The sequence below is a fragment of the Marinobacterium sp. xm-m-383 genome (genome assembly GCF_013283255.1).
Lineage (GTDB): Bacteria > Pseudomonadota > Gammaproteobacteria > Pseudomonadales > Balneatricaceae > Marinobacterium_E.
The window spans coordinates 152,376-176,334 of record NZ_WBYT01000002.1 but is presented as its reverse complement, the minus strand read 5'-3'; the positions used below and the strand labels follow the sequence as shown (position 1 = coordinate 176,334).

Here is a 23,959-nt window from a genome sequence, read left to right as displayed (position 1 = left end):
ATTATCTCTTTTTATTTAGCCAGGGAACCGGGTTAAAACTCTTACCATTATGACGTAATGAGAAGTAGAGACCCGTCTGATCATAGCCACCACTGCTACCGGTGAGTGATATGGTCTCGCCCGCTTGCACCCAATCACCTGTGTTACGCAATAGACTCTGATTGTGACCATAGAGGCTGAGGTAGTCATCCCCATGATCCACAATAATCAACAGCCCATAGCCTCTTAACCATTCAGAAAAGACAACACGACCTGGATGAACCACTCTAACAGCCTTACCTGAATCGGAACTGATGAAGATACCATCGGTCGAAAGCGTGCTCTTTTTACTGCCGTATTTAAGTGCCAACTTACCCGACACCGGCCAATCTAACTTCCCTTTGCGCTTGGCAATCTGCGGCGTATCGATATCGACGAAGTTATCTTTGAGCGACTGCTCTATCTCAACGAGTAGAGACTCAAGCTGTTTGCGATCTTGCTCGAGTTTGGCCAACTGATTTTTCTCACTACCGATGTCTCGCTTGATCTCATCCAAGGTTTTTAAGCGCTGCTGGTAGGCTTGTTTTAAGCGATCTTCCTGCTCAACTAGCGCCTGCTTTTCAGACACTAGTTGTGACTCTGTTGCACTGAGGTCGGCGCGATTCTGATCAAAGTCACCTAATAGCCTTTGGTAGTTAGTCACTCGCGTTTTTAAAACATCGCTGAGGTGATCGTAGTAGCGCAGCATGCGATCAACCGTCTGTGGCTCTGTACCACTCAAAATCATTTTCAGTCTTGGCTGACGACCTTTACGGTACTGCTCTTGCAGCAGCGAGATTAACAACGCCCGCTCTTTTTCGACCGCCTGTTTTAGACGAGTCTGATCACTGGTTAGCGTATTCGCTCGACCGGTTAGTTTATTGATAGATAGGGAAACTTCGCGTTTTTTCGAGGAAATTTCAGCAATTTTACGCTCATCTTCACGAAGTTTTTTCTGAAGCGCTTGCTGGTCGCCCTGTTTTTTAGCGACACTTTTTTGCAGTGACTGCATCTGTGCAGTCAGCTGTTTGATTTTCTTCTCTGTCTCTTCCGCTGTTCCCGCCAATACGGGGGAACTACAGAAGAGGCAAAGTAACAGCCAGTGGCGCAACACGGATTAGAGTGACGCCAAGCTAGAACCGGTCATTTCAGACGGCTTATCAATATCCATTAGATCCAGCAGCGTCGGTGCCAGATCACATAGCGCGCCATCCGCTAGGGTTAGCGACGCTTTGCGTGGACCATCATAGATCAAAGCGACTGGCCAGTTGGTGTGTGACGTATGAGGTTGCCCAGAGTTTGGATCGACCATCAACTCAACGTTACCGTGATCGGCTGTGATCAGTGTCTCACCGTCCACTTCTGCCATCGCCGCCAGCACCTTAGCAAGCGCTTCGTCGACCGCTTCACAGGCTTTAACCGCCGCATCGAATTTACCAGTATGACCTACCATATCACCATTGGCGAAGTTGCAGACAATCAGATCGTATTGACGGCTTCGGATAGCATCACACAGTTTCTCACTCACCTCTGGCAAGCTCATTTCAGGTTTCAAATCGTAAGTGGCCACATCAGGAGAGGGCACCAAGATACGCTCTTCACCTGGGTAGACCTCCTCCTGACCACCGTTAAAGAAGAAGGTGACGTGTGCATACTTCTCGGTTTCAGAGATACGCAACTGAGTTTTACCCATACCTGAAAGGTACTCACCCAAATCGTTACTGATCTTTTGTGGAGGGTAAGCACAAGACGCCGGTATGTCAGCTGCATACTCGGTCAACATAACAAAGTCGGCAAGTGCTGGACGTTTAGCGCGTTCAAAACCATCGAATGAGTCATCCAGAACAAAGGCACGCGTAATTTCACGAGCACGATCCGGGCGGAAATTCGCACAGATTAGGGTATCACCATCATTGATCGTACCCACTGGCGCACCTGATGCATCAGTAATCACAGTGGCTGCGACAAACTCATCGTTCTCATCACGAGCGTAAGCAGCAGAGAGCGCCTCTTGAGCGGACTCAGCCGTTTGAACACCTTTACCCATTGTCATGGCATCGTAAGCCATCTGCACACGATCCCAACGGTTATCACGATCCATTGCGTAGTAACGACCAACAACGGTGGCGATGGCGCCTACGCCAAGATCTGCAAACGCCTTCTCAGCGACGGCAATCGACGGCTCTGCAGAGCGAGGCGGCATATCACGACCATCCAAAATAGCGTGTAGGTAAACCTGCTTCGCACCGCGTTGAACGGCCATTTTAGCCAACGCAACAATATGATCTTCGTGGCTGTGGACACCGCCAGGGGATAACAAGCCAGTAATGTGCACAGCATTACCCTTTGAAATTGCGGCATCCATCGCGTTAACGAGTGCGCTGTTCTCGAAGAAATCACCATCGGCAATCGCTTTGGTAATACGCGTCAGGTTTTGGTAAACCGTTCGGCCTGCACCGATATTCATGTGCCCTACTTCAGAGTTACCCATCTGACCATCTGGAAGGCCCACGGCCATGCCCGATGTTTGAATACGTGAGTTTGGATTATTGGCCAATAGACCATCCCAAACAGGCGTATTAGCAGCGGCTACAGCTGATGATTCAGTGGCTTCGACTCCGTACCCATCTAGGATAAGAAGCGCTCTTGGGGTGCGCATATCACTCATAGTTATGAATATTCCGGTTATAAGACTTTAGATTGATAGAGATTTTAACCGCTGAGGCCCGTTAAAACCATTAAACATTGGTGATTTTTCAGTCAGCCCCCTTATCCCTTGAGGCTCTGCAATGTATACTTTCGCGCATTAATTTTTATTGCATACACAGGTCTGAAATGGAAAACGTAATCGAATTTATCGGCAATCACACCATGATGGTTGTTGCTTGGGCATTTACCCTAGCCATGCTGATCTTTACTGAGCGTATGAAAGGCGGTAAATCAGTAACAGCTGCTGAAGCAACGCGCCTAATCAACAAAGAGGATGCTGTTGTTCTTGATATCCGTGCACACAAAGATTTCAGCACTGGCCACCTAACTAACTCGATCAACATTCCACTGGCAGATTTCGATCGCCGCATGACTGAGTTGGATCAGTACAAAGAGAAGCCGATCATTGTAGTGTGTAACATGGGTCAGACAGCGGGCACCGCGTGTCGCAAAATGAAATCGGCTGGATTCACCCAGGCGATGCGTCTTACGGGAGGCATCTCTGAGTGGCGCCACCAAAGCATGCCAGTGGTAACAAAATGACAGTAGAAATTTACAGCTCAGCTCTATGCGGTTTTTGCACACGTGCAAAGATGTTACTTGATCACAAAGGTGTTTCATTTAACGAGATCAGCGTAGATCAGGATCCAACGAAACGCGCTGAAATGATGGAACGCAGTGGTCGACGTACCGTTCCTCAAATCTTTATCGGCGAGCACCACGTTGGCGGATGCGACGATCTGTTCGCACTTGAGCGCAATGGTGAACTGGACGGACTGCTGGCGAACAACGCCGGCGAATAATTAGAACGATTAAAAGTAAGGAAGCAACATGTCTGAAGAGAATCAGCAACCAGCACCACAGTTTGGTATGAAACGTGTCTACCTAAAAGACGCATCACTTGAAACACCTGCTGGCCCAGAAATTTTCAACAAAGCTTGGCAGCCACAGGTTGGTCTAGATGTTAATTCGGCTAGCCGTGTACTGGGCGATGATCACTACGAAGTGAACCTAACACTGACTGTGACCGTTAAGACAGAAGATGAAACAGCCTTTCTGATCGAAGTACAGCAAGCAGCTATCTTCCAGATCAGCGGCTTTGAGCCAGCACAGCTGCACCACACTCTAGGTGCATACTGCCCAACGCTTCTATTCCCATACGCACGTGAAGCAGTAGACAACCTAGCGACTAAAGCTAGCTTCCCTGCACTGATGCTTGCACAGGTGAACTTCGATGCTTTGTACGCACAGAAAGTTCAGCAAGTAATGGAACAGCAGAAAGCAGAGCAAGGCGAAGCTGAAGCGGCTGAATAAGCACGCACTGCACACAATATAAAAAGGAGGCGAATGCCTCCTTTTTTGTTGTCTAAAGATCGGTGTTTTACGATCGATGCTCCACCCAATACTCGAACATATCATTCATCGTTTCAGAGAGTGGACGATACTCAATACCTAATACCTCCCGACTCTTACTGTTGTCCGCTCGCCATTCGATGTTGACGTTGTTAGCAATAAACTTTCGATCCAATTTAATGAACGGAGCAAGCAACCAAACCAACCATTTAGGTGCAGCTCTCTTGGGAAGTTTGTAGTCCTTTCCGAATCGCGCTTGCAGTGTCAGTAGTGCGGTTAGTAGGTCGCTACAGTGTCCAGAAAGAATAAAGCGCCCTACTGCCTCAGGGGTGAAGGCTGCACGTAGATGAGCTTCTGCGACCTCTCGAACATCAACAAAACCAATACCTAAACGTGGCGCACCCTGTTTGAACTCACCCGAACCCACACGTTCGATGATCGAGAAACTCTCTGACGTTGGAATGCCACCTATCGCTGGCCCCATCACTAAACAGGGATTGATCGTCACCAAGTCAAACGATGCATCCTCAGCGATGCGCCAGGCTTCACGTTCGGTCACAGTTTTTGAATACGAATAGGGCTGATAGTCTATGGATGCGGTTTCATTCCAGTTTGCTTCCGTTAGCACGCCGCCCTCGACCGAGTCACACTCTGTCGCATCAGTATAGATTGCAGCACAAGAACTGGTGACCACCACCCGCTTAACGGTTTCGAAGGATTTAGCCGTCTCGAGCACATTGCGGGTACCGATCAACGCAGGATCAATAAGTTCCCGCTGCGGGTCTTTAAAATTTGAGGTAAAAGGCGATGCGGTATGAAATACAACACCACACCCCTCGATCGCATCGGCAAACCCCTCTTTGGAGAGCAGATCGGTTTTGAAGAATTTAAGCGTACCCGGGCTTCCATCAGCTAAGGCGTTCAACGCTTTAAGTTTATCGGTGGCCTCGGGATCACGCACCGTGGCATGTATAGTTAACCCCTCTTCCAATAAGCGCTTAATAATCCAACCAGCAACATAGCCTGTAGCACCCGTCACTGCGACGGAAAGAGAACGATCTATGTTCATATAAAGGACTCTTCTAAATTTTAATTAATGTATCACGTACGCTAGTGTTTTAGACCTAGACCGCTTTAATCCTATTAACTGCCATCAATCATTGATAAGCTGTTTCTAATATAAACTAAACATTAGGAGAGCAACATGGCGGTTATTGAGCTAAACCAAGAGAATTTTGAATCGACCATTACGCAAAACAACTTTGTGATTGTCGATTACTGGGCGCCTTGGTGTGGTCCTTGTAAAGCCTTTGGCCCAACCTTTGATACCGTCTCTGAAGAGTTCCCAGACGTTGTCTTTGGTAAGGTGAATACTGAGGTTGAACAGCAAATTGCAGCAGAGTTCCGCATTCGCTCGATTCCAACACTGATGATCTTCCGCGACAACATTCTGATCTACAACGAAGGCGGTGCACTGCAAGCGGGACAGCTTCGCGAACTGCTGACCAAAGCGGCTGAACTTGATATGGATACCGTTCGTGCAGAGATTGAGCAACAAGCCGCAGCTAAAGCTGAATAGTCTTCAGGCTCAACAGGCGTCCAATTTGGGCGCCAGTTCTTTCTAAATTTTCAGCGCCATTAGCAAGCGCCTCTTCCAAGCTACAAACACCTGGAACCACTGAGAAAAGTGCATCTATCCCCACGTCATGCACGCCCTCTGCCCCCTCACCAATTGAGCCACAGAGTGCAATCACAGGCAGGTCGTGCTGTTTAGCCCAACGTGCAACGCCAACCGGGGTTTTACCGCTTAGACTTTGACCGTCCATGCGTCCCTCACCGGTAATCACCAGATCGGCACCCTCAAGCGTTTTATGGAAATCGACCGCCTCCAGCACCAGATCGATACCTGGTGCTAAGCGAGCATCTAAAAACTGAACCAACGCGTAGCCAAGGCCACCCGCTGCGCCAGCGCCGGCACGATCTCGTAAATCCTTACCCAACAAGTCAGCACTCACGTCGGCCAATCGAGTTAGGGCGTCATCCAACTGTTGAACCTGTTCAGGTGTCGCCCCCTTTTGCGGACCAAAAATAGCAGAAGCCCCCCGCTCACCTAACAGCGGATTATCAACATCACAGGCGACTAAGAACTCTGTCTCGGCTAAACGTGGGTCAAATCCGGTTAGATCTATACGATCCAGATCAGCCAGTGCCGCACCCCCTTCGGCAAGTTCATGACCTGCCGCATCAAGAAACTTAGCACCCAGAGCCCTTAACAATCCCGTTCCACCATCATTGGTGGCACTGCCTCCTAAGCCCATAATGATGCGACGCGCGCCTTGATCCAGGGCTTTAAGGATCAGCTCACCCGTACCATAGGTTGAAGCTGTTAGGGCATCACGCTGTTCAGGCAGTATCTTATCCAATCCTGAGGCTGCCGCTGTTTCGACCACCGCTGTCAGTGGCACACCCTCTTGGTGACCCAGTACGCCCCAGATAGCATTGAGGGAGCCCCCTAATGGCCCCGTCACTTCGGCCGTGTGTTGCTTCCCAGAGGTTGCTGCAATCAGCGCTTCCGTCGTTCCCTCGCCACCGTCCGCCACAGGTACGCAGTGAATGTCGACATCCGTTAGCGTTGACTCAATGCCTTTGGCAATCGCACGTGCGACGCCTTCTGCATCTAGGCTCTCTTTGAACGAATCAGGGGCAATGACTAGCTTCATCAACAAGGCTCCAGAAGTTGGGACTCACCCAACTATCGCATTGTGCACTGCATCAAGCAATAAAAAACCCAGCACATGGCTGGGTCTTATTACAGAACCGGTCTTAAGAGGGCTGCTTAGTGGTGCGTAGGTAAGGCAGCTTGATGTCTACATCGCCAAAACGCTCTTTAGCCTCTTCATCGTTAAGTGATAGAGCTACGATGACGTCCTCACCTGGCGCCCAGTTTGCTGGCATCGCAATTGGCACACCGTAAGAAGCTTGAAGTGCATCTAGGGCACGCAAAACCTCAGCAAAATTACGACCTACAGACATAGGGTACGTCATCGAAAGCTGTAACTTTTTATCTGGGCTAAAAATGAAAACAACTCGAACACTAGCAGAATCAGCTGCTGTTCTGCCATCAGGGAGGTATGCTTCCGCTGGCAACATATCCAGTGCTTTAGAAACCTCTAGCGACTCATCAGCAATGATTGGGAAATTAGCCTTTGCATTGGCAAAGCTCTCGATATCGCACTTCCACTCTTTGTGCTCATCAACACCGTCAACCGATAGACCGATCACTTTTGTGTTGCGCTTAGCCCATTCATCAGCCAGTTGAGCAACTGCGCCAAATTCAGTTGTACATACTGGAGTAAAGTCTTTCGGATGGCTGAAAAGGATTGTCCAGCTATCACCAATGAAATCATGAAGCTTGAATTCACCCTAATCAGTGACAAGATCAAGATTTGGAACAGTATCATTAATACGTAAAGCCATGGTTTATCTCCATTGTTAATTTAATTTCGACTTGTCTTCAGTCGATATGGTTATAGTTACATAACAAAAATACATAATAAATTTTATTATGTTTATGGCCTTGATAAATTATATCTATGTTGGTCATCGAAGAGCTTGGCGAAAAAAGAACTTAAACCAGTTCGCCTGTGTCACGATCACGCTTGGCTAATCGACCACGACTGGCAACGTAGTGCTGATTAAAGCGTTTGAAATAGGCATTGAGGTGGTTAGCGGCAGGTTCATCGCCAAGCTGCTCAAGCAGTGCGATGGCCACTTCGGCGGTGCAGAGTTGTCCTTCATGAATCGCTTTGCGCAATCCATAACTCGACTCGCGCACTTCATCCAGACTGATCACTGGAAGATGTTGTAGGTAGTCTGAGTGGCGGAAGATTCTGCGCGCTTGTCGCCAGGTACCATCCAGCAGAATTAAAAGGGGCTTAGCCGAATTCTGTTGTACCTGAACGGGCGTTGTCATTCGCTCGAGGTAGTCCTCTGCGGGTGGGAAGACAATGATAGGCTGGTAACTGGGATCGTTCAGCAAAGCCGTTAACTCGTCACCGGGCTCTTTACGACCTTGCCACTCTATGACGCGGGTTTTAGCGATGCTGTCGGCGATTAGCCTACCGGTATTGGTGGGTTTATAGGTTTCGTAACGATGCATCAACACCACAAATTCAACCTGTGATTCCACTTCAGATCGGTACTCACAGATACAGGCGGTGATTGGCAGACGGCACTGTTCACAGCGCTTTACATTAGCACCACGCGTAACAAAGGGTTTACGAGGGGGATTGTCGACCTGAGGCATTGAGCAGCGTTAAAACTTAGCTTTTAGCGCTGCTATCAGTCTCTTCTGAGTCTGAACGGTTTGCGTCGTCTTCCGCTTCAGCCGCAGCGAACTCATCTTCAAACTCCTCCTCATCCGTGTTGCGGACAAAGACACGGCCCATAATCAGACCCACTTCGAACAGCAGCCACATTGGCAGTGCGAGCAGAGATTGAGAGATGATATCTGGGGGTGTCAGCAGCATGCCGACAACAAAACAGCCAACGATCACATAGGCACGTTTTTCACCCAGTGATTGCGCCGTTGTCGCGCCTGACCAGATCAATAACAGCGTCGCGATAGGGATCTCGAAGACCACACCAAAAGCGAAGAACAGTTTTAGTACGAAGTTCAAATAGCTGCTGATGTCCGTCATCACCGCAACGTTCTCTGGACCTACGCTGGTAAAGAAGCCAAATACCAGTGGGAAGACCACAAAGTAGGCAAAGGCAATACCGGCGTAGAAGAGGAAGATCGATGAGATCAGAAGAGGCACGGCAAGGTGCTTCTCATTTTCGTAAAGACCTGGTGCGATGAAGCTCCAGATCTGATGCAAAATGTAAGGGATACCGATGAATACCGCTAACACCAATGCCAATTTAAAGGGCGCAAAGAACGGCGACGTGACGTCTGTCGCGATCATGCTGGTCCCTTCAGGCAGCAACGCAGTCAGCGGTGCCGATAGGTAGGCATAAAGATCATTCGCGAAGTAGAAAAGCCCCGCAAAAATCACCAACACGAACAACACGATGCGCATGACGCGCTGGCGTAACTCGATTAGGTGGGCAATTAATGGCTGCTCTTTATCAGCTGTGTTTGTTTGGCTCATTCTGCTCTGTATTGTCCGCTAGCTGCTCAGCTGGTTCAGCAGTTACCGGCTCGGCAACATCTGATTCAGCGACTTGGGCAGCGCTCTCTTCTTGAGCGTTCTCTTCGGCTACGGCGGTTGGCTTGTAAGCTTCGTGAACGGAAGGGTCACTGGTAAATGAAGTTGGGTCAAAGTCGGTTTTGGGGGCGTCAGGTGCTGCTTTTTCTGCAGGCGAATCCTCACCAAAAGGACGCTGGAAAGATTCGGTAACATCACCAAGCTCTTTCTCTAGCTGATCTTTGCTCATCGCCGTGGTGCGTTTTAGCTCGTCAACGCGCAACTCTTCATTGATCTCGCGTTGAATCGAACCGATAGAGCGGCGAATACGACCTACCCATAGGCCAACCGTGCGAGCTGCTGTCGGCAGTTTCTCTGGACCAAGTACGACCAGACCTACTACACCAACGATGAGCAGCTCGGCAAAACCGATATCAAACATCTTAAATTAAGACTTAGATTCGGTTTTATCTTCAGTTTTTTCAGCGTCTGCAGCTTTGAACTCTGCATCACTCTCTTGAGCGATTGATTTAGGCTCTTCTTTTGCGCCTTCATCAGACATTGCTTTTTTGAAGCCTTTTACAGCTGAACCTACGTCACCACCCAGGTTACGAAGTTTCTTAGTACCGAACAGCAGAATGATAATGCCGAGTACGATAACCAATTGCCAAATGCTGATACCACCAAAACCCATTACAGTTCTCCTAACGCGTTGTTGTTCTGTTTTAGTTTGTTATACACCTATTATTTGGTGCGATTTGCTTTTTCTTCAAGGCCTGACAGACCAAAACGTCGTGCCAGTTCCTCTAAAACCTGTTCCGGTGACACATCTAAGTGCTTTAACGCCACCATGGTATGGAACCAAAGATCAGCAGTTTCGTAGATTAGCTCCGAATTGTCACCACTCTTTTCTGCATCTTTAGCCGCAAGGATGGTTTCAGTCGCCTCTTCGCCCACTTTCTCTAGGATCTTATTTAACCCTTTAGAGTAAAGACTGGCTACATAACTCGAGTCAGCTGACGCCCCTTTACGTTCTTCAAGAATAGCGGACAGTTCGCCAATAACGTTATTCACCTTTGGTATCCTCTTTCGCATACAGCAGCGCTGGATCCTTCAGCACGTCCGTTTCAACTTGCCATTCGCCGGTCTCACTATTGAGCTTACGGTAAAAACAGCTGCGGCGACCTGTATGACAAGCCACTTCGCCAATTTGTTCAACGCTCAACTGAATGACATCTGCATCACAGTCCAAACGGATCGCGTGCAGCTGCTGAACATTACCCGACTCTTCACCTTTACGCCAAAGCTTTTGACGCGAACGCGACCAATAAATGGCACGCCCTTCGGCCACACTCAACTCTAATGACTCGCGGTTCATCCAAGCGACCATTAGGTTTTCACCGGTTTTGTAATCTTGAGCGATCGCCGGTACTAAACCACGATCATCCCACTTAATTTCATCTAACCAAGACATCTCTCTTTCCTATGCCCGCCACACAAGCAGCCAAGCCAAACCGGCTGGCAGCCAAGCATAACCGGGTAGGGATTCTACCCAAGCCAATACGGTTGGCTCTGCCAATGCTGTCGCAGCTGCTAAAGTGGCTGCCAACAGTAGGGTACGGCGTGTATTACGTGATCGCTGCTCTTGCGCTTGCTGCAAAGCCAGCATGCGTTGGTACTCTAACTCACCCGCTTGACGGTTTTGTTGCAAGTTATCAAATACCAGTTGTGGAATTTGCGGTAACTTCTCAATCCAATCCGGTGCCTGCTGCTTGATATTCTTGATCATCGCTTTGACACCCATACGCTCTTTCATCCAGTTCTCTAGATAGGGTTTACCCGTTTTCCAAAGATCCAATTCTGGATAGAGCTGCCGACCCAGCCCTTCAATATTGAGCAAGGTTTTTTGTAGAAGAATCAGCTGAGGTTGCACGACCATATTAAAGCGACGCGCCGTCTGAAACAGTCCTAACAGCACCATTCCAAAGGATATGTCCTTCAATGGCTTTTCAAAAATCGGCTCGCAGACACTGCGAATCGCGGTCTCGAAAGCGTGAACATTGGTATCAGCAGGTACCCAACCGGAGTCGATGTGTAGCTGTGCCACCAAACGGTAGTCGCGCTGGAAGAAGGCCAAAATATTACGGGCCAGGTAGCTCTGATCTTCAGGTGAAAGCGATCCCACAATACCAAAATCAACGGCAATGTATTGTGGGTCGTCAGGATTTTCACGCGACACAAAGATATTGCCTGGGTGCATATCAGCATGGAAAAAACTGTCACGGAAGACTTGGGTAAAGAAGATCTCTACGCCACGTTCAGCCAGCTTCTCCATATTGGTACCCTGAGCTTGCAAAGCGTCGACATCCGCTACAGGAATACCGGATATACGCTCCATCACCATGACGCTTTGACGCGTGAAGTCCCAATAAACTTCGGGCACGTAAAGAATATCTGAGTCGGCAAAGTTACGTCTTAGCTGAGTCGCATTGGCCGCCTCTTTACGCAGATCGAGCTCATCAAAGATGGTCTGTTCGTACTCTTCAACCACCTCAACGGGGCGCAGGCGCTTACCCTCGGACCAAAGATTCTGCACCATGCGTGCCATGACATAGAGCAGCGCAACATCCTGGCGTATGACACGTTCAATGCCAGGGCGAATCACTTTAACAACGACAGCACGGCCATCTTTCAGTCGGGCTGGATGAACTTGGGCAACGGATGCCGAGGCTAAGGGTTCGGCATCGAACTCTGCAAAAAGCTCATCAACACTGGCACCCAGTTGTTTCTCTATCAACTGACGCGCTTGCGCGCCTTCGAATGGAGGCACTCGATCTTGCAGCAGGGCCAATTCATTGGCGAGATCTGGCGGTAGTAAGTCACGTCGGGTTGATAGAGTCTGTCCAAACTTTATAAATACAGGGCCTAAAGCGATCAATGCGCCGCGTAAACGCGCCTCAGAGCTACCCTTAGCTCGGAAGAAGAGACGCCAAGGCAGAAGCGTAACCACAAGGCGAAGGTACCAGGGCAAGCGGGTCGTGTTGATGAAGGTATCAAGACGAAAACGGGCAATAACCCAATAAATTTTGATGATTCTAAGAATGCTTTGCACGAAACGGCCGCCAGCACTGATCGATAATGAAGCGGCTATTATGCCACCTTAGAGGAGCACAAAAAACAACTGCTCCAAAAGGAGCAGCTGTTAGAAGGTTATTGTGCCTTTATTGAGCGTTGCGCTCTTTCTCGATTAGGTGTTCTGCCACTTTCAACATGTTGGCGTGTGAACCCGTTAGAGTAGAGGTGACTAGGTATTTACCGTTAACGATGATGCTTGGTACACCCTGAATCTGGTATCCACGGACACGCGCATCACTCTGCTTCAACTGCATGCCAACCGCAAAGGAGTTGTAGGTCTTAAGGAAGTCCTGCTTCGACACGCCATGCTCTTCAAATACTTCAGCGATATCTTCTGGACTACGGAAGCGACGACGCTCAACATGAATCGCATCAAACATCGCTTGGTGAACCTTATCTTTAACGCCCAATAGCTTACCTACGTAGTATGCACGAGCGAGTGGCTCCCAACTGCGGCCAAACACAACTGGCATGTTTTCAAACGTCACGTCGTCTGCAAGCTTCTGGCTCCAAGCGTGAAGCATCGGCTCAAAGGCATTACAGTGCGGACAAGAGTAACCAAAGGCCTCAACCACCTCGATTTTGCTCGCATCCGCTGTGGGTACAGGCTGTTTAAGAACGGTGTAGTGCTCACCCGCCTTCCACTCTGTCGCATGAGCAAGTGTGGCGCCAAGCGACAAAACGGCAACAGCAAACAGATTGAATGAACGTCTTAACATGGTTTAGTTCCTTGGAAATTATCTTTAATAACTAAAGTAATGGTCATGGCTGAATTGAAGCTGAAATCAAAAAAGGCAGCCGAAGCTGCCTCTTTATAGAAGTCTACGATTACTCGTAAAGACCCTGGATGTAAGCGGCTACCGCTTTCATTTCGTTCTCTTTCATCTTCGCAGCGATCGTACGCATCATCGCGTTTGGATCGTTGTTACGCTCACCTGAGTAGAACTTCTTAAGTGTGCTCTCAGTGTATTGAGCGTGCTGACCCGCTAGAGCTGGGTAGCCTGCAGAGGTAATGCCTTTGCCTACAGGACCGTGACAGGCAGTACACGCTGCAACACCACTCTCTGGGTTACCTGCGCGGTAGATCTTCTGACCAAGCTCAACCAGTGCTGGATCTGCCTGACCACCAACCATCGTTTTACCTGCGTAGTGAGCGGCAATCGCAGCAAGCTCATCATCGCTCATCGCATCAAGAAGACCAGTCATTTCAGGAATAGCACGTGCACCTGACTTGATCTCTTTAAGCTGCTTTAGCAGGTATGGCTGGCCTTGGCCGGCAATCTTAGGAAAGTTACCCACCATGCTGTTACCATCTGCACCGTGACAGCCAGCACAAACAGCCGTTAGTTGAGCGACATCTGCCGCATTCGATCCGCTAACCAGACCAACGCTGATCAACATTCCGAGTAATACTTTTTTCATGCTCTCTACCCACATTTCATCTTTGAAAAGTTTGAAACCAGTGGTACTGGCTTCGTCGAATCCGTTCAACGCGCTCGTTTTTTTCACTTTTGGTGGTTACGAGTTGACGACAGCGCTAAAATTGCGGTGCATTATAAACCTAATCATCTATAACGAAAACCGATAAACCCCGTACTTATATAGTACTAAAGGCCAGATATGACTGAAGAGTTAGAACAAATTCATTACAACACAGCACGTTTTCTTATAAGCGCGGCAAAACTCAGTCAATGTCCAGAAGATGTCGGTGCAGAAGTTGCCTTTGCTGGACGTTCCAATGCGGGCAAGTCGAGTGCCATTAACTCGCTAACCAATCAAAACAGTTTAGCGCGCACTTCTAAAACGCCAGGTCGCACACAGCTGATCAACTTTTTCGATCTGAATGTCGAAGGTGTGCGCATTGTCGACCTTCCAGGGTATGGCTATGCGAAAGTGCCGATCGCGATGAAAGAGCACTGGCAAAAGCATCTCGATGACTACTTACAGCGCCGTCAATGTCTGCGCGGGGTGGTATTGGTGATGGATATCCGCCATCCGATGAAAGAGTTCGATGAGATGATGATCGACTGGTGTGAATCTACGGGCGTGCCACTGCACATCCTTCTCACCAAAGCCGACAAGCTAAAACGCGGCCCAGCTCAGGCAACACTGTTGAAGATTAAGAAAGAGACCAAAGAGCGTCTGGCCGACAAAGTCAGTGTCCAGGTCTTTTCAGCACTAAAGAAAACGGGCGTCGATCAGCTACGTAACCGTCTAGACAGCTGGCTACTGCCTGAGCCGTTCGACGCAGAATAGAGCTATTTGTGTCAACGGGAGCACGCTTAGTGCGCTTGCTCCCAGTTATCACCGACACCCACTTCGACCAACAGCGGCACACTCAATTCAGCGGCCGACTCCATCAGACGTTTAATCTCTGCATTAAATGCATCAACCTGATCTTCAGCCACTTCAAAGACCAATTCATCGTGCACTTGCATGATCATTCTGGCATCAAAGCCGCTCTCTGTTAGCCAAGCATCCACCGCCAACATCGCGCGCTTAATGATATCGGCGGCGGTACCCTGCATCGGAGCATTGATCGCAGTTCGTTCAGCCCCCTGGCGCAACATTGGGTTACGGGCGTTGATCTCTGGCAAGTAGAGACGGCGACCAAAGATGGTCTCAACGTAACCCTGCTCGCGAGCCATTTCGCGGGTGCTCTCCATGTAGTTTTGGACACCTGGGTAGGTTTCGAAATAGTGCTCAATGTAGGTTTGCGCCTCTTTACGCGACGTACCCAACTGCTTAGCCAAACCAAACGCAGACATACCGTAGATCAAACCGAAGTTGATCGCTTTAGCACTGCGGCGCTGATCGGTGCTGACTTCATCCGGTGAGACCTTAAAGACCTCGGCAGCCGTCGCTTTGTGAATGTCATCGCCATTGGCAAAGGCATTGACTAACCCCGCATCACCAGAGAGGTGAGCCATAATGCGCAGTTCGATCTGTGAATAGTCTGCTGCCACCATGCGGTAGCCCTCTGGAGCGACAAAGGCGTGTCGAATGCGTCGACCTTCGGCCGTTCTAACCGGAATATTCTGCAGGTTAGGGTCGGTCGAAGAGAGACGTCCTGTAGCCGTCACCGCTTGATGGTATGAGGTATGCAGACGACCCGTATTGGGATCAACCATCGTCGGCAGCTTGTCCGTGTAGGTCGATTTCAATTTGGTTAGACCGCGGTGCTCAATAATCAGCTTGGGCAGTGGGTACTCCAGCGCCAACTCTTGCAGCACCTCTTCTGCCGTCGACGGGGCGCCTTTCGGAGTCTTCTTAATCACCGGCAGCCCCTGCTTTTCAAACAGAATGGTCTGCAGTTGTTTAGGTGAGGATAGATTAAACGGCTCACCCGCCGCTTCAAACGCGTCGTTCTCTAACACCTTAAGGCGCTGCTCGATCTCAGCACTCTGTTGCGCCAGCAGTACCGATTTAATCAGCGCACCGTTGCGTTCAATGCGTGACAGAACCGGAATCAGTGGAATCTCGATCTCGTCTAGAATCGGTTTCACCGAAGGCACTTCATTTAGAGCTTGCTGCAAGGTCTCATGCAGACGCCACGTAATATCGGCATCTTCAGCGGCATAAGGGGCGGCCTGCTCTATCTCGATCTGATTAAAGGTCAGTTGCTTCTTGCCTTTACCCGCCAAGGATTCAAAGCTGATGGTACTCTCATCTAGATAGAACTTAGCCAAACTGTCCATATCATGGCGTGTCGCGGTGCTGTTCAGTACATAGGATTCCAGCATGGTATCGGCTGATACGCCTTGAACATTAATGCCATATCGCGCCAGCACATTCATGTCGTACTTAATGTGCTGACCCACTTTATTGAGGGAGGCATCCTCGAGCAGCGTTTTAAGCTCAGCTAACGCCCAATCAAAATTAACTTGCTCCGGCACGCCGACGTAATCATGGCCCAGTGGCAAGTAGGCCGCTTTGCCCTCTTCACAACAGAATGAGACACCCACTAACTGAGCTTGCATGTAGTTTAGGCTGGTCGTCTCGGTATCAAAGGCAAAGGTGCCCGCAGCGCGCAGTTTGGCAAACCACGCAGAGGCCGTCGCCTGATCCAAAATGGTTTCGTAGTGGCGTTCAACACTGGGCTTAGGAGCAACGGGCTCGTTTGAAGGCGCAGAGTCTTCAACAGCTTGCCCATCGGGGCCCTCTAATAGCGCCACCCATGAGCGGAACTCGTAATCCTTAAACAGCTCAATCAACGAAGCGTTATCAGGTTGCGGAAGGTGCACATCCGATAGAGAGATCGACAGTTCAACATCCGTTTTAATAGTCGCTAACAGATAAGAGAGCTCAGCCGCTTCACGATGCTCTTCAAGTTTCTTGGCCATGGTTTTAGAGCCACGGAAGGTTAGATCGGCAATCTTATCGAGATTTTGGTAGAGGTCACTGATACCGCCAATACCTTGCAGAAGCGCCAGTGCTGTCTTCTCGCCCACGCCAGGCACACCTGGAATGTTATCGACCTTATCGCCCATCAGAGCCAGATAATCGATGATCAATTCTGGGGGAATACCAAACTTTTCGACCACCCCGTCGCGATCCATCTTAGTGTCAGTCATGGTGTTGATTAGGGTGACCTTATCATCGACCAACTGCGCCATATCTTTATCGCCCGTTGAGATCACAACCTCTAAATTGTGCGCTTCGGCCTGGCGCGCCAGTGTACCGATCACATCATCCGCTTCGACGCCCTCTTCCACCAACAGTGGCAATCCCATTGCCTTAATAATGTTGTGAACCGGCTCAATTTGCTCACGCAGATCATCGGGCATCGGAGGACGCTGTGCTTTGTATTCAGGATAGATCTCATCACGGAAGGTTTTACCCTTAGCATCGAAGATGACCGCCACAGGAGAGTTTGGATAACTCTTTAGCAGACTGCGCATCATTGAGGTGACCAGTCGCACCGCACCGCTTGGACGTCCGTCGGATGTTCTTAAATCAGCCTGTTGTGACGCAAAGAAGGCGCGGAACAGATAAGAGGAGCCATCAACGAGAACTACGGGGGCTTTTGTGTCGGTCATAATAAGATATCTATTGTATTTTTAAGCAAGGCACACAATCATAGACAAAAGCGCTGCTGCACCCAAGCTTTAGCAGCAGATAGCCCCTGATCATTGAGAACCAACCATGGCTGTATACACTCAGGTGTCTGACACCGACCTCGACAAACTGCTCGCTGATTTTGATATTGGCCAGGCCGTGGCACTTAAAGGCATTGACGGTGGTATTGAAAACACCAACTTTTTCTTAACAACAGAAAAGAGCGGCCAGCAGGCGGAGTATGTACTCACTCTCTTTGAAGAGCTTGACAGAGATGAGGCACCTTTCTTTGTTGAACTGGGCAGCTGGCTAGCGAAACGTAATGTTCCCGTCTCTTATGCCATCGAAGATCGCAATGGCATTGGTCTGAAACAGATCTCAAAAAAACCGGCCATTATTCAACCGCGATACCCCGGTGCACACCTAAAACGCGAGCTTATGACGGCCAATCATTGTGCTCAAATCGGCACAGCCCTTGCACACTACCACCAAGCCTCTAAGGATTTTTATCTAAAGCGTCAGGCACACCGTGGGGTATTTTGGTGGCGCAGAGAGAGTGAACGACTCGCGCCTTTTATCGATTCAGAGTCTCGTGATCTGCTATCCGAAGAGGTCGCTCGGTTTGATGAGCTACGCGACACCTACACCAACCTGCCGATGGGCATTACCCATGGCGATCTTTTCCATGACAACGCGCTGTTCCATGAGGATAAGCTGACGGCAATTCTGGATATCTACAATGCGGCAACCGCCTACTGGCTCTATGACCTTGCGATTGTCGCCAATGATTGGTGTCTGGATGAGAATCTGCAGATTGATCCGGTGAGAGAGCAAGCGCTGTTAAAAGCCTATTCAGCGATTCGCCCCTTTAGTGCAGAAGAGCATGAGGTTTGGCCGCAGCTGACTCGTACCGCCGCGATGCGTTTTTGGCTATCACGCCTTGAGCCTTGGGTTGATGCCCAGCAAGGCAACGGCAGCGATAAGACACTGAAAGACCCTGATGAGTTTAAACAGGTGCTGATGCACCGAATTAAATCGCCGAGTCAGCTGTAGGAACGAATTTCTACATTTAAAAGATAGTGGTGTCAGACCGGAGGTCAGACACCTGTGAGGAACCGGTGGGTCTGACCTCTGGTCTGACCCATCTATCTATGCCAGTGATAATAAAGCTTCCGCCAACTTAATCTCGTCGTAGCGATCTGTGCGTTCAGGATTAGCCAGATCAACATCCAAAAGCTGAATGCCACGCTTACCAAGCCAGTTTAGAAACTCTGCATCAATGCCACTCAACAGTGTGGAATCGGTCAGCAGAATATCGATACAGCGCTCCGATCCACCTTGAAAACCACCGCCTGCATCTCGAGCAACAAATCGTTCCAACTGCTCAACCTGCTCCTGCAAGGTCATACCAAACTGCTCAGGATCCATACCTAAATTTGGGACATACACTTTGCTGGCAGGGTTATCCATGATCGCTTTACCCACCCCTTTGGGGAGTAGGTTAGCCAGAATACTGCTATAGAAACTACCGGGCGGGAAGACGACCAGATCTGCTGAATTGATCCAACCTCTCTCTTGATCAGCCAAATGCGATTCCGTGCCCTGCGGCAAATGCAGATCAAGTAAGGCGATACGCTCATTTAATGGCTGGGACTCTTTTCCTGTCATCCGATGCTGCCCGATGATCTCTCGCCCACTCTCTGTCGTCACTTTCAGTTCACCGCACTCGTCCGTAACAGTGCGTACTTGGCCTCTAACATGAACCAGACGACTAAACAGCAGAGCAATAGGATCTAATGATCGATTATGGCTCAGGTAGCCCCCCGCCAATATCAGATTACCAATACTGGCTCGCCTGAAGTCAAAATCCTTGGGAGCTGACTCAAGAAAGTAGTTTAAAAAATCACAAATAATGCTCTGGACAGGCTCGGGGATGGACTGGACGCGCTTGTCGTTGCGTTGTTGCATCGCCTCGACCCTTGCACGCAATAGCAACTGCGACTCATCAGTCGGCAGGCGGTACGCAAACAGCTCGATCACTTCAGGGTGACCGGCGAGTGAAGCGTCAGCTAACGCCATCATGCGGGAGCGCAAATCGCCAACAGCAGGCATATCAAATGCGTTTCGCAACACAGCGGAGCTGCCGCCAGAGTCATAGGGAGTCACTAAATGAATAGAGTTATGGGTATAGCGTTTGAGAATCTGCGAAAAGCCATTCAACGCAGTGCCACCGCTAAAAAAAAGCAACTTAGGCCCGGTATCAGGGTTGGCTTGATACTCAGCCAAACGGGCAGTCGTATGGTCAGCAGATAAGGGCATTCACTACTCAATAAAGGTGGATATGTCATCCCAGTGTAAGTTTGCTGCGTAGGAATGCCAAGACTCCCATAATAATTATGCGTATACTGTACGCCCATTCAGTAATTTCTCTTTTTGAGCAGTGCGGCACTATGGATGTAACTCACATTATCGACTCCCTCAACGATGCGCAGCGTGAAGCGGTTACCGCGGATATCAGCAACCTTCTGGTGCTGGCCGGTGCAGGATCAGGCAAGACGCGTGTCTTGGTTCACCGAATCGCTTGGTTGATAGAAGCCGAGCAGATTTCACCCTATTCGATATTGGCGGTTACCTTTACCAATAAAGCGGCTAAAGAGATGCGTGGACGTATCGAGAGCCTGCTCAACGTCAATGTGCATGGCATGTGGGTCGGTACTTTCCACGGCTTGGCGCACCGACTGCTTCGCTCGCACTGGCAAGAGGCCGGGCTGCGTGAGAACTTCCAGATCATGGACTCCGATGACCAGTTACGTTTGGTTAAACGCATCTCTAAGGAGATGGGATTAGACGATTCACGCTGGCCGCCGAAACAGATTCAGTGGTACATCAATGCACAGAAAGATGAAGGGCTACGCAGTAAACATCTAGAGCGCACCGGTGACCTGGTACAAGACACCTTAATACGTGTCTATGAGGCGTATGAACAAGCCTGTGATCGCGGCGGCATGATCGATTTTGGTGAACTCCTGCTGCGCTGCCTTGAACTGCTGCGTGATAAGAACCCACAACTGCTGCAGCACTACAAAGAGCGCTTCCGTTACGTCTTAGTAGACGAGTTCCAAGACACCAACGCCATTCAGTACGCTTGGTTGCGCCTGCTCTGTCAGGGTGAACACAAACTGATGGCCGTGGGCGATGACGATCAGTCGATTTACGGCTGGCGTGGCGCACGTATTGAGAACATTCAAAACCTTGAGGCACACTTTGGTGGGCTTAAGACCATCAAGTTAGAGCAGAACTACCGCTCGACAGACAACATTCTGTCTGCGGCCAATGCCGTCATTCGCAACAACTTTGGACGACTGGGTAAGGAGCTGTGGACCGAGGGCAATCAAGGCGATCCTATCAGCCTCTACGCAGCCTTTAATGAACAGGATGAAGCGCGATTCATTGTCGATCGCATCGCACAGTGGGTATCGGATGGTAATCGTCGTGACGAGAGCGCCATTCTCTACCGTTCCAACGCACAATCCCGTGTGCTTGAGGAGATGCTGATCCGTGCCGCAATTCCCTATCGCATCTATGGCGGCCAACGATTCTATGAGCGTTTAGAGATTAAAAATGCCCTCGCCTACCTGCGCCTAATAGCCAACCGCGATGACGATACGGCGATGGAGCGCGTCATTAACGTGCCAACCCGAGGCATCGGCACCCGCACCATTGAAGAGGTACGCGATTACGCGCGAAGCCAAGGCATATCAATGTGGCGAGCCTCGAACGAGATTATCGAGCATAAGAAACTACCTGCACGTGCCGGCAATGCACTGCAGGCCTTCTTAGATCTGGTCAATCAGTTGACGGTTGATACAGAAGAGGCATCCCTGCAGGAGCGGACAGAACATACCATTCGCTTCTCTGGACTGATTGCTCACCATGAAAAAGAGAAAGGTGAAAAAGCTCAATCACGCATCGAAAACTTAGAAGAGCTAGTGACCGCAGCGCGCCAGTTTGAGCAGCAGTGGTCCCAAGAGGAGAACCCTGAGTTCCCTTCCGTGCTGGCAGCCTTTCTTGATCAAGCTGCACTGGATGCCGGTGAATCACAGGCGGATCCCAATACCGACAGCGTACAACTGATGACTCTGCACTCAGCGAAAGGCTTGGAGTTCCCGCTGGTCTTCCTATGCGGCATGGAAGAGGGGCTATTCCCGCACAGCATGTCGGCCGAAGAGCCTGGACGTTTAGAAGAGGAGCGCCGCCTCTGTTACGTAGGTATTACGCGTGCCATGCAGAAACTCTACATGACCTACGCTGAGTCCCGCCGCCTTCATGGCCAAGACAACTACAACCGCCCTTCACGCTTCATTCAGGAGATTCCATTGGAGTTGATAGAAGAGGTGCGCCTGAATGCTAGCGTTCGCCGACCGCTTTCGAGTGGCTCGGATATGGAGGTCAGCTTCACACCACAATCCGCTTTTGCCAGCGAAGTGCCCGACACTCAACTCAGTCTAGGCCAGAGGGTCAACCACCCTAAATTTGGTGATGGCATGGTCATAAACTTCGAGGGGTCCGGACCGAAAGCCCGAGTACAGGTGAACTTCGACTATGAAGGCACCAAATGGCTGGTCGTTGGTTTTGCTAATCTTACGACGCTGTGAGCAAAACATTTCAGTTTGTTTAAAGAAAAATTACACCTGTGTAACATTCTTGTAACAAAAGTGTATTTAAATAGCGTCAACTTAAATTAGCGACTACTTTAAGTAGTGGTAAATCAATGAACCAAGCAAGAGGAGCTTCTCTTGGAAATCAAAGATATGAATAAGCTTGATAAAGCGACAGCATCTAACCGTGGCGATGTTATGCGCATCGGTTACGCCCTACTCTTCCTAGTAGGTATTGTTCTCTTTATCTCAGCACAAGTTGGGGATATCCCAGGAAGTTACATCCTTGTCATTGCCGCAATGATCGGTGGTTACATGGCAATGAACATCGGCGCTAACGACGTAGCCAATAACGTCGGCCCAGCAGTAGGTTCAAAGGCGCTTACCCTAACAGGCGCTATTATTATCGCGGCTATCTTTGAAGCATCTGGTGCTTTAATTGCAGGCGGTGACGTAGTCAGCACAATTAAAAAAGGGATCATCAACCCTGAAGTGATTGGCGATGCCGATACTTTTATCTGGTTGATGTTAGCCGCACTACTCGCCGGTGCGTTATGGCTTAACCTAGCAACGGCTGTTGGTGCTCCTGTCTCTACTACTCACTCTATTGTTGGTGGTGTATTGGGTGCTGGTATCGCTGCAGGCGGTTTTGGTATTGCTAACTGGGACAAGATGGGCGCGATCGCAGCAAGCTGGGTGATCTCACCTGTACTTGGCGGTCTGATTGCAGCTGGTTTCCTATACCTAATCAAACGCACCATTACTTATAAGTCGGACATGCGTGTTGCAGCTAAGAAGATGGTACCTCTGCTGATCATGTTGATGGCTTGGGCATTCTCGACTTACCTAGCACTTAAAGGCGTTAAGAAGCTGATCAAACTCGATTTTGTGACAGCTCTTCTAATCGGTCTAGCCATTGCGGTTGTTATCTACTTCATTGTTAAAGGTCTGGTTGCTAAAGCAGCTGACCGCTTGGATAACGACAAAGCGGGTGTTAACAAACTGTTCACCATTCCTCTAATCTTCGCTGCAGCACTTCTAAGTTTCGCACACGGTGCAAACGACGTTGCAAACGCCATTGGTCCACTAGCGGCGATCAACGATGCGATCGTTAACCACGGCATTTCAACGAAAGCAGCAATCCCACTTTGGGTCATGATGATCGGTGCTCTAGGTATCGCGTTGGGTCTAGCACTATTTGGTCCAAAACTGATCAAAACTGTTGGTTCTGAGATTACTGAGTTGGATCAGACACGTGCATTCTCTATCGCTATGGCGGCAGCGATCACGGTTATCATCGCTTCTCAGCTAGGTCTTCCAGTCTCTTCAACTCATATTGCTGTGGGCGGTGTATTCGGTGTGGGCTTCCTTCGTGAGTACTTGAAATCAAGCCACGCACGCATGATCAACGAGATCAAATCGCACCACCAAGGCGCCGATCAAGAGGAAGTAGAAGAGTTTCTTGCTAAGTTTGAAAGTGCATCAATCGATGACAAAGCTAAAATGCTTAAGCAACTTAAGAAGAAAACAGCCTCTGCAGAGCTGAGCAAAAAAGAGCGCAAGCAGCTTAAGAAAGCTTACAAACAGGAGTTGGTTAAGCGTTCAGCTGTTTACAAAATTGCCGCTGCATGGATTATTACAGTTCCAGCATCAGGTACATTGGCTGCGATTCTGTTCTACGTAATCCGTGGAATCATGGTCTAATAAACGCCAAACTATCCATCAAAAAGCCCCTTCGTGGGGCTTTTTTGCGTCTTATATCTATCATTAAATTGTCATAAACGCTTCACAGAGTTGTAACAAAGCAAACGTCTAATAGTTATCAAAGAGGTAAGCGAC

The 23,959-nt window shown here is 49.5% G+C and carries 23 protein-coding genes and 1 pseudogene; 8 read left to right on the top strand and 16 right to left on the bottom strand.

What is annotated here, in order from left to right; genetic code table 11:
• Position 1: 1 nt before the first annotated feature.
• Together XMM383_RS04465 and gpmI are read right to left on the bottom strand one after the other, a co-directional pair.
• Positions 2–1,132 carry a peptidoglycan DD-metalloendopeptidase family protein gene (locus XMM383_RS04465; protein ID WP_173494606.1) on the bottom strand — a complete coding sequence of 377 codons (1,131 nt, stop codon included), beginning with the start codon at positions 1,130–1,132 and terminating at the stop codon, positions 2–4.
• A 3-nt stretch (positions 1,133–1,135) separates the two neighbouring features.
• Positions 1,136–2,686: a 2,3-bisphosphoglycerate-independent phosphoglycerate mutase gene (gene gpmI / locus XMM383_RS04460; protein ID WP_173494605.1), complete on the bottom strand. Its 1,551-nt coding sequence runs from the start codon at positions 2,684–2,686 to the stop codon at positions 1,136–1,138.
• 167 nt (positions 2,687–2,853) lie between these two features.
• Here gpmI and XMM383_RS04455 point away from each other — a divergent pair, with 167 nt between their 5' ends.
• The 3 genes from XMM383_RS04455 to secB are packed head-to-tail and all read left to right on the top strand — an operon-like array spanning position 2,854 to position 4,041.
• Entirely contained in the window at positions 2,854–3,270 is a 417-nt protein-coding gene (locus XMM383_RS04455; RefSeq protein ID WP_173481864.1) for a rhodanese-like domain-containing protein, read from the top strand.
• Entirely contained in the window at positions 3,267–3,530 is a 264-nt protein-coding gene (gene grxC / locus XMM383_RS04450; protein WP_173481863.1) for a glutaredoxin 3, read from the top strand. The genes XMM383_RS04455 and grxC overlap by 4 nt, the downstream gene beginning before the upstream one ends.
• Before the next feature lie 28 nt (positions 3,531–3,558).
• Positions 3,559–4,041, top strand: coding sequence for a protein-export chaperone SecB (gene secB, locus XMM383_RS04445; protein WP_173481862.1), 483 nt, complete (start codon positions 3,559–3,561; stop codon positions 4,039–4,041).
• Positions 4,042–4,108: 67 nt separating this feature from the next.
• On the opposite strand, the gene XMM383_RS04440 is transcribed toward secB, so the two are convergent.
• Positions 4,109–5,149 (bottom strand): NAD-dependent epimerase/dehydratase family protein, encoded by a 1,041-nt coding sequence (locus XMM383_RS04440; protein ID WP_173494604.1) that lies wholly within the window; start codon positions 5,147–5,149, stop codon positions 4,109–4,111.
• A gap of 135 nt (positions 5,150–5,284) precedes the next feature.
• Here XMM383_RS04440 and trxA point away from each other — a divergent pair, with 135 nt between their 5' ends.
• Positions 5,285–5,659, top strand: coding sequence for a thioredoxin (gene trxA, locus XMM383_RS04435; protein ID WP_173481860.1), 375 nt, complete (start codon positions 5,285–5,287; stop codon positions 5,657–5,659).
• Here the strand turns inward: trxA and XMM383_RS04430 are convergent.
• From XMM383_RS04430 to XMM383_RS04380, 11 genes and pseudogenes are all read right to left on the bottom strand, one after another.
• Positions 5,646–6,800 carry a glycerate kinase gene (locus tag XMM383_RS04430; protein ID WP_173481859.1) on the bottom strand — a complete coding sequence of 385 codons (1,155 nt, stop codon included), beginning with the start codon at positions 6,798–6,800 and terminating at the stop codon, positions 5,646–5,648. The two genes, trxA and XMM383_RS04430, sit on opposite strands and share 14 nt — an antisense overlap.
• A gap of 103 nt (positions 6,801–6,903) precedes the next feature.
• Positions 6,904–7,557: pseudogene (locus XMM383_RS04425) on the bottom strand (peroxiredoxin).
• A 151-nt stretch (positions 7,558–7,708) separates the two neighbouring features.
• Positions 7,709–8,386, bottom strand: coding sequence for a tRNA-uridine aminocarboxypropyltransferase (locus tag XMM383_RS04420; protein WP_173494603.1), 678 nt, complete (start codon positions 8,384–8,386; stop codon positions 7,709–7,711).
• Positions 8,387–8,402: 16 nt separating this feature from the next.
• Entirely contained in the window at positions 8,403–9,233 is an 831-nt protein-coding gene (gene tatC, locus XMM383_RS04415; RefSeq protein ID WP_173494602.1) for a twin-arginine translocase subunit TatC, read from the bottom strand.
• Positions 9,211–9,711, bottom strand: coding sequence for a Sec-independent protein translocase protein TatB (tatB, locus tag XMM383_RS11865; RefSeq protein WP_173481855.1), 501 nt, complete (start codon positions 9,709–9,711; stop codon positions 9,211–9,213). The genes tatC and tatB overlap by 23 nt, the downstream gene beginning before the upstream one ends.
• A gap of 6 nt (positions 9,712–9,717) precedes the next feature.
• Positions 9,718–9,963, bottom strand: a complete 246-nt coding sequence (tatA, locus tag XMM383_RS04405; RefSeq protein WP_173481854.1) for a twin-arginine translocase TatA/TatE family subunit — start codon at positions 9,961–9,963, stop codon at positions 9,718–9,720.
• 50 nt (positions 9,964–10,013) lie between these two features.
• Entirely contained in the window at positions 10,014–10,343 is a 330-nt protein-coding gene (locus XMM383_RS04400) for a phosphoribosyl-ATP diphosphatase (RefSeq protein ID WP_173481853.1), read from the bottom strand.
• On the bottom strand, positions 10,336–10,743 hold the full coding sequence (gene hisI, locus XMM383_RS04395; protein ID WP_173481852.1) for a phosphoribosyl-AMP cyclohydrolase: 408 nt from the start codon (positions 10,741–10,743) through the stop codon (positions 10,336–10,338). The genes XMM383_RS04400 and hisI overlap by 8 nt, the downstream gene beginning before the upstream one ends.
• 9 nt (positions 10,744–10,752) lie before the next feature.
• Positions 10,753–12,381, bottom strand: a complete 1,629-nt coding sequence (ubiB, locus tag XMM383_RS04390) for a ubiquinone biosynthesis regulatory protein kinase UbiB (protein ID WP_173494601.1) — start codon at positions 12,379–12,381, stop codon at positions 10,753–10,755.
• 109 nt (positions 12,382–12,490) lie between these two features.
• Positions 12,491–13,123: a thiol:disulfide interchange protein DsbA/DsbL gene (locus tag XMM383_RS04385; RefSeq protein ID WP_173481850.1), complete on the bottom strand. Its 633-nt coding sequence runs from the start codon at positions 13,121–13,123 to the stop codon at positions 12,491–12,493.
• Positions 13,124–13,232: 109 nt separating this feature from the next.
• A complete protein-coding gene (locus tag XMM383_RS04380) occupies positions 13,233–13,826 on the bottom strand; it encodes a cytochrome c (RefSeq protein ID WP_173494600.1) in 594 nt (197 codons plus the stop codon).
• 198 nt (positions 13,827–14,024) lie between these two features.
• Here XMM383_RS04380 and yihA point away from each other — a divergent pair, with 198 nt between their 5' ends.
• Positions 14,025–14,660 carry a ribosome biogenesis GTP-binding protein YihA/YsxC gene (yihA, locus tag XMM383_RS04375; protein WP_173481848.1) on the top strand — a complete coding sequence of 212 codons (636 nt, stop codon included), beginning with the start codon at positions 14,025–14,027 and terminating at the stop codon, positions 14,658–14,660.
• 26 nt (positions 14,661–14,686) lie between these two features.
• Here yihA and polA read toward each other — a convergent pair whose 3' ends face one another.
• On the bottom strand, positions 14,687–17,443 hold the full coding sequence (polA, locus tag XMM383_RS04370; protein ID WP_173494599.1) for a DNA polymerase I: 2,757 nt from the start codon (positions 17,441–17,443) through the stop codon (positions 14,687–14,689).
• A gap of 106 nt (positions 17,444–17,549) precedes the next feature.
• On the opposite strand from polA, the gene XMM383_RS04365 reads away from it, so the two are divergent.
• Entirely contained in the window at positions 17,550–18,515 is a 966-nt protein-coding gene (locus XMM383_RS04365) for a homoserine kinase (RefSeq protein WP_173481846.1), read from the top strand.
• Positions 18,516–18,611: 96 nt separating this feature from the next.
• On the opposite strand, the gene XMM383_RS04360 is transcribed toward XMM383_RS04365, so the two are convergent.
• Positions 18,612–19,781, bottom strand: coding sequence for a GAK system CofD-like protein (locus XMM383_RS04360; RefSeq protein ID WP_173494598.1), 1,170 nt, complete (start codon positions 19,779–19,781; stop codon positions 18,612–18,614).
• Between the two features lie 131 nt (positions 19,782–19,912).
• Between XMM383_RS04360 and uvrD the strand changes: the two genes are divergently transcribed.
• Positions 19,913–22,117 carry a DNA helicase II gene (uvrD, locus tag XMM383_RS04355; protein ID WP_173481844.1) on the top strand — a complete coding sequence of 735 codons (2,205 nt, stop codon included), beginning with the start codon at positions 19,913–19,915 and terminating at the stop codon, positions 22,115–22,117.
• Between the two features lie 156 nt (positions 22,118–22,273).
• Positions 22,274–23,824 carry an inorganic phosphate transporter gene (locus XMM383_RS04350; RefSeq protein WP_217363589.1) on the top strand — a complete coding sequence of 517 codons (1,551 nt, stop codon included), beginning with the start codon at positions 22,274–22,276 and terminating at the stop codon, positions 23,822–23,824.
• Positions 23,825–23,959 lie beyond the last annotated feature (135 nt).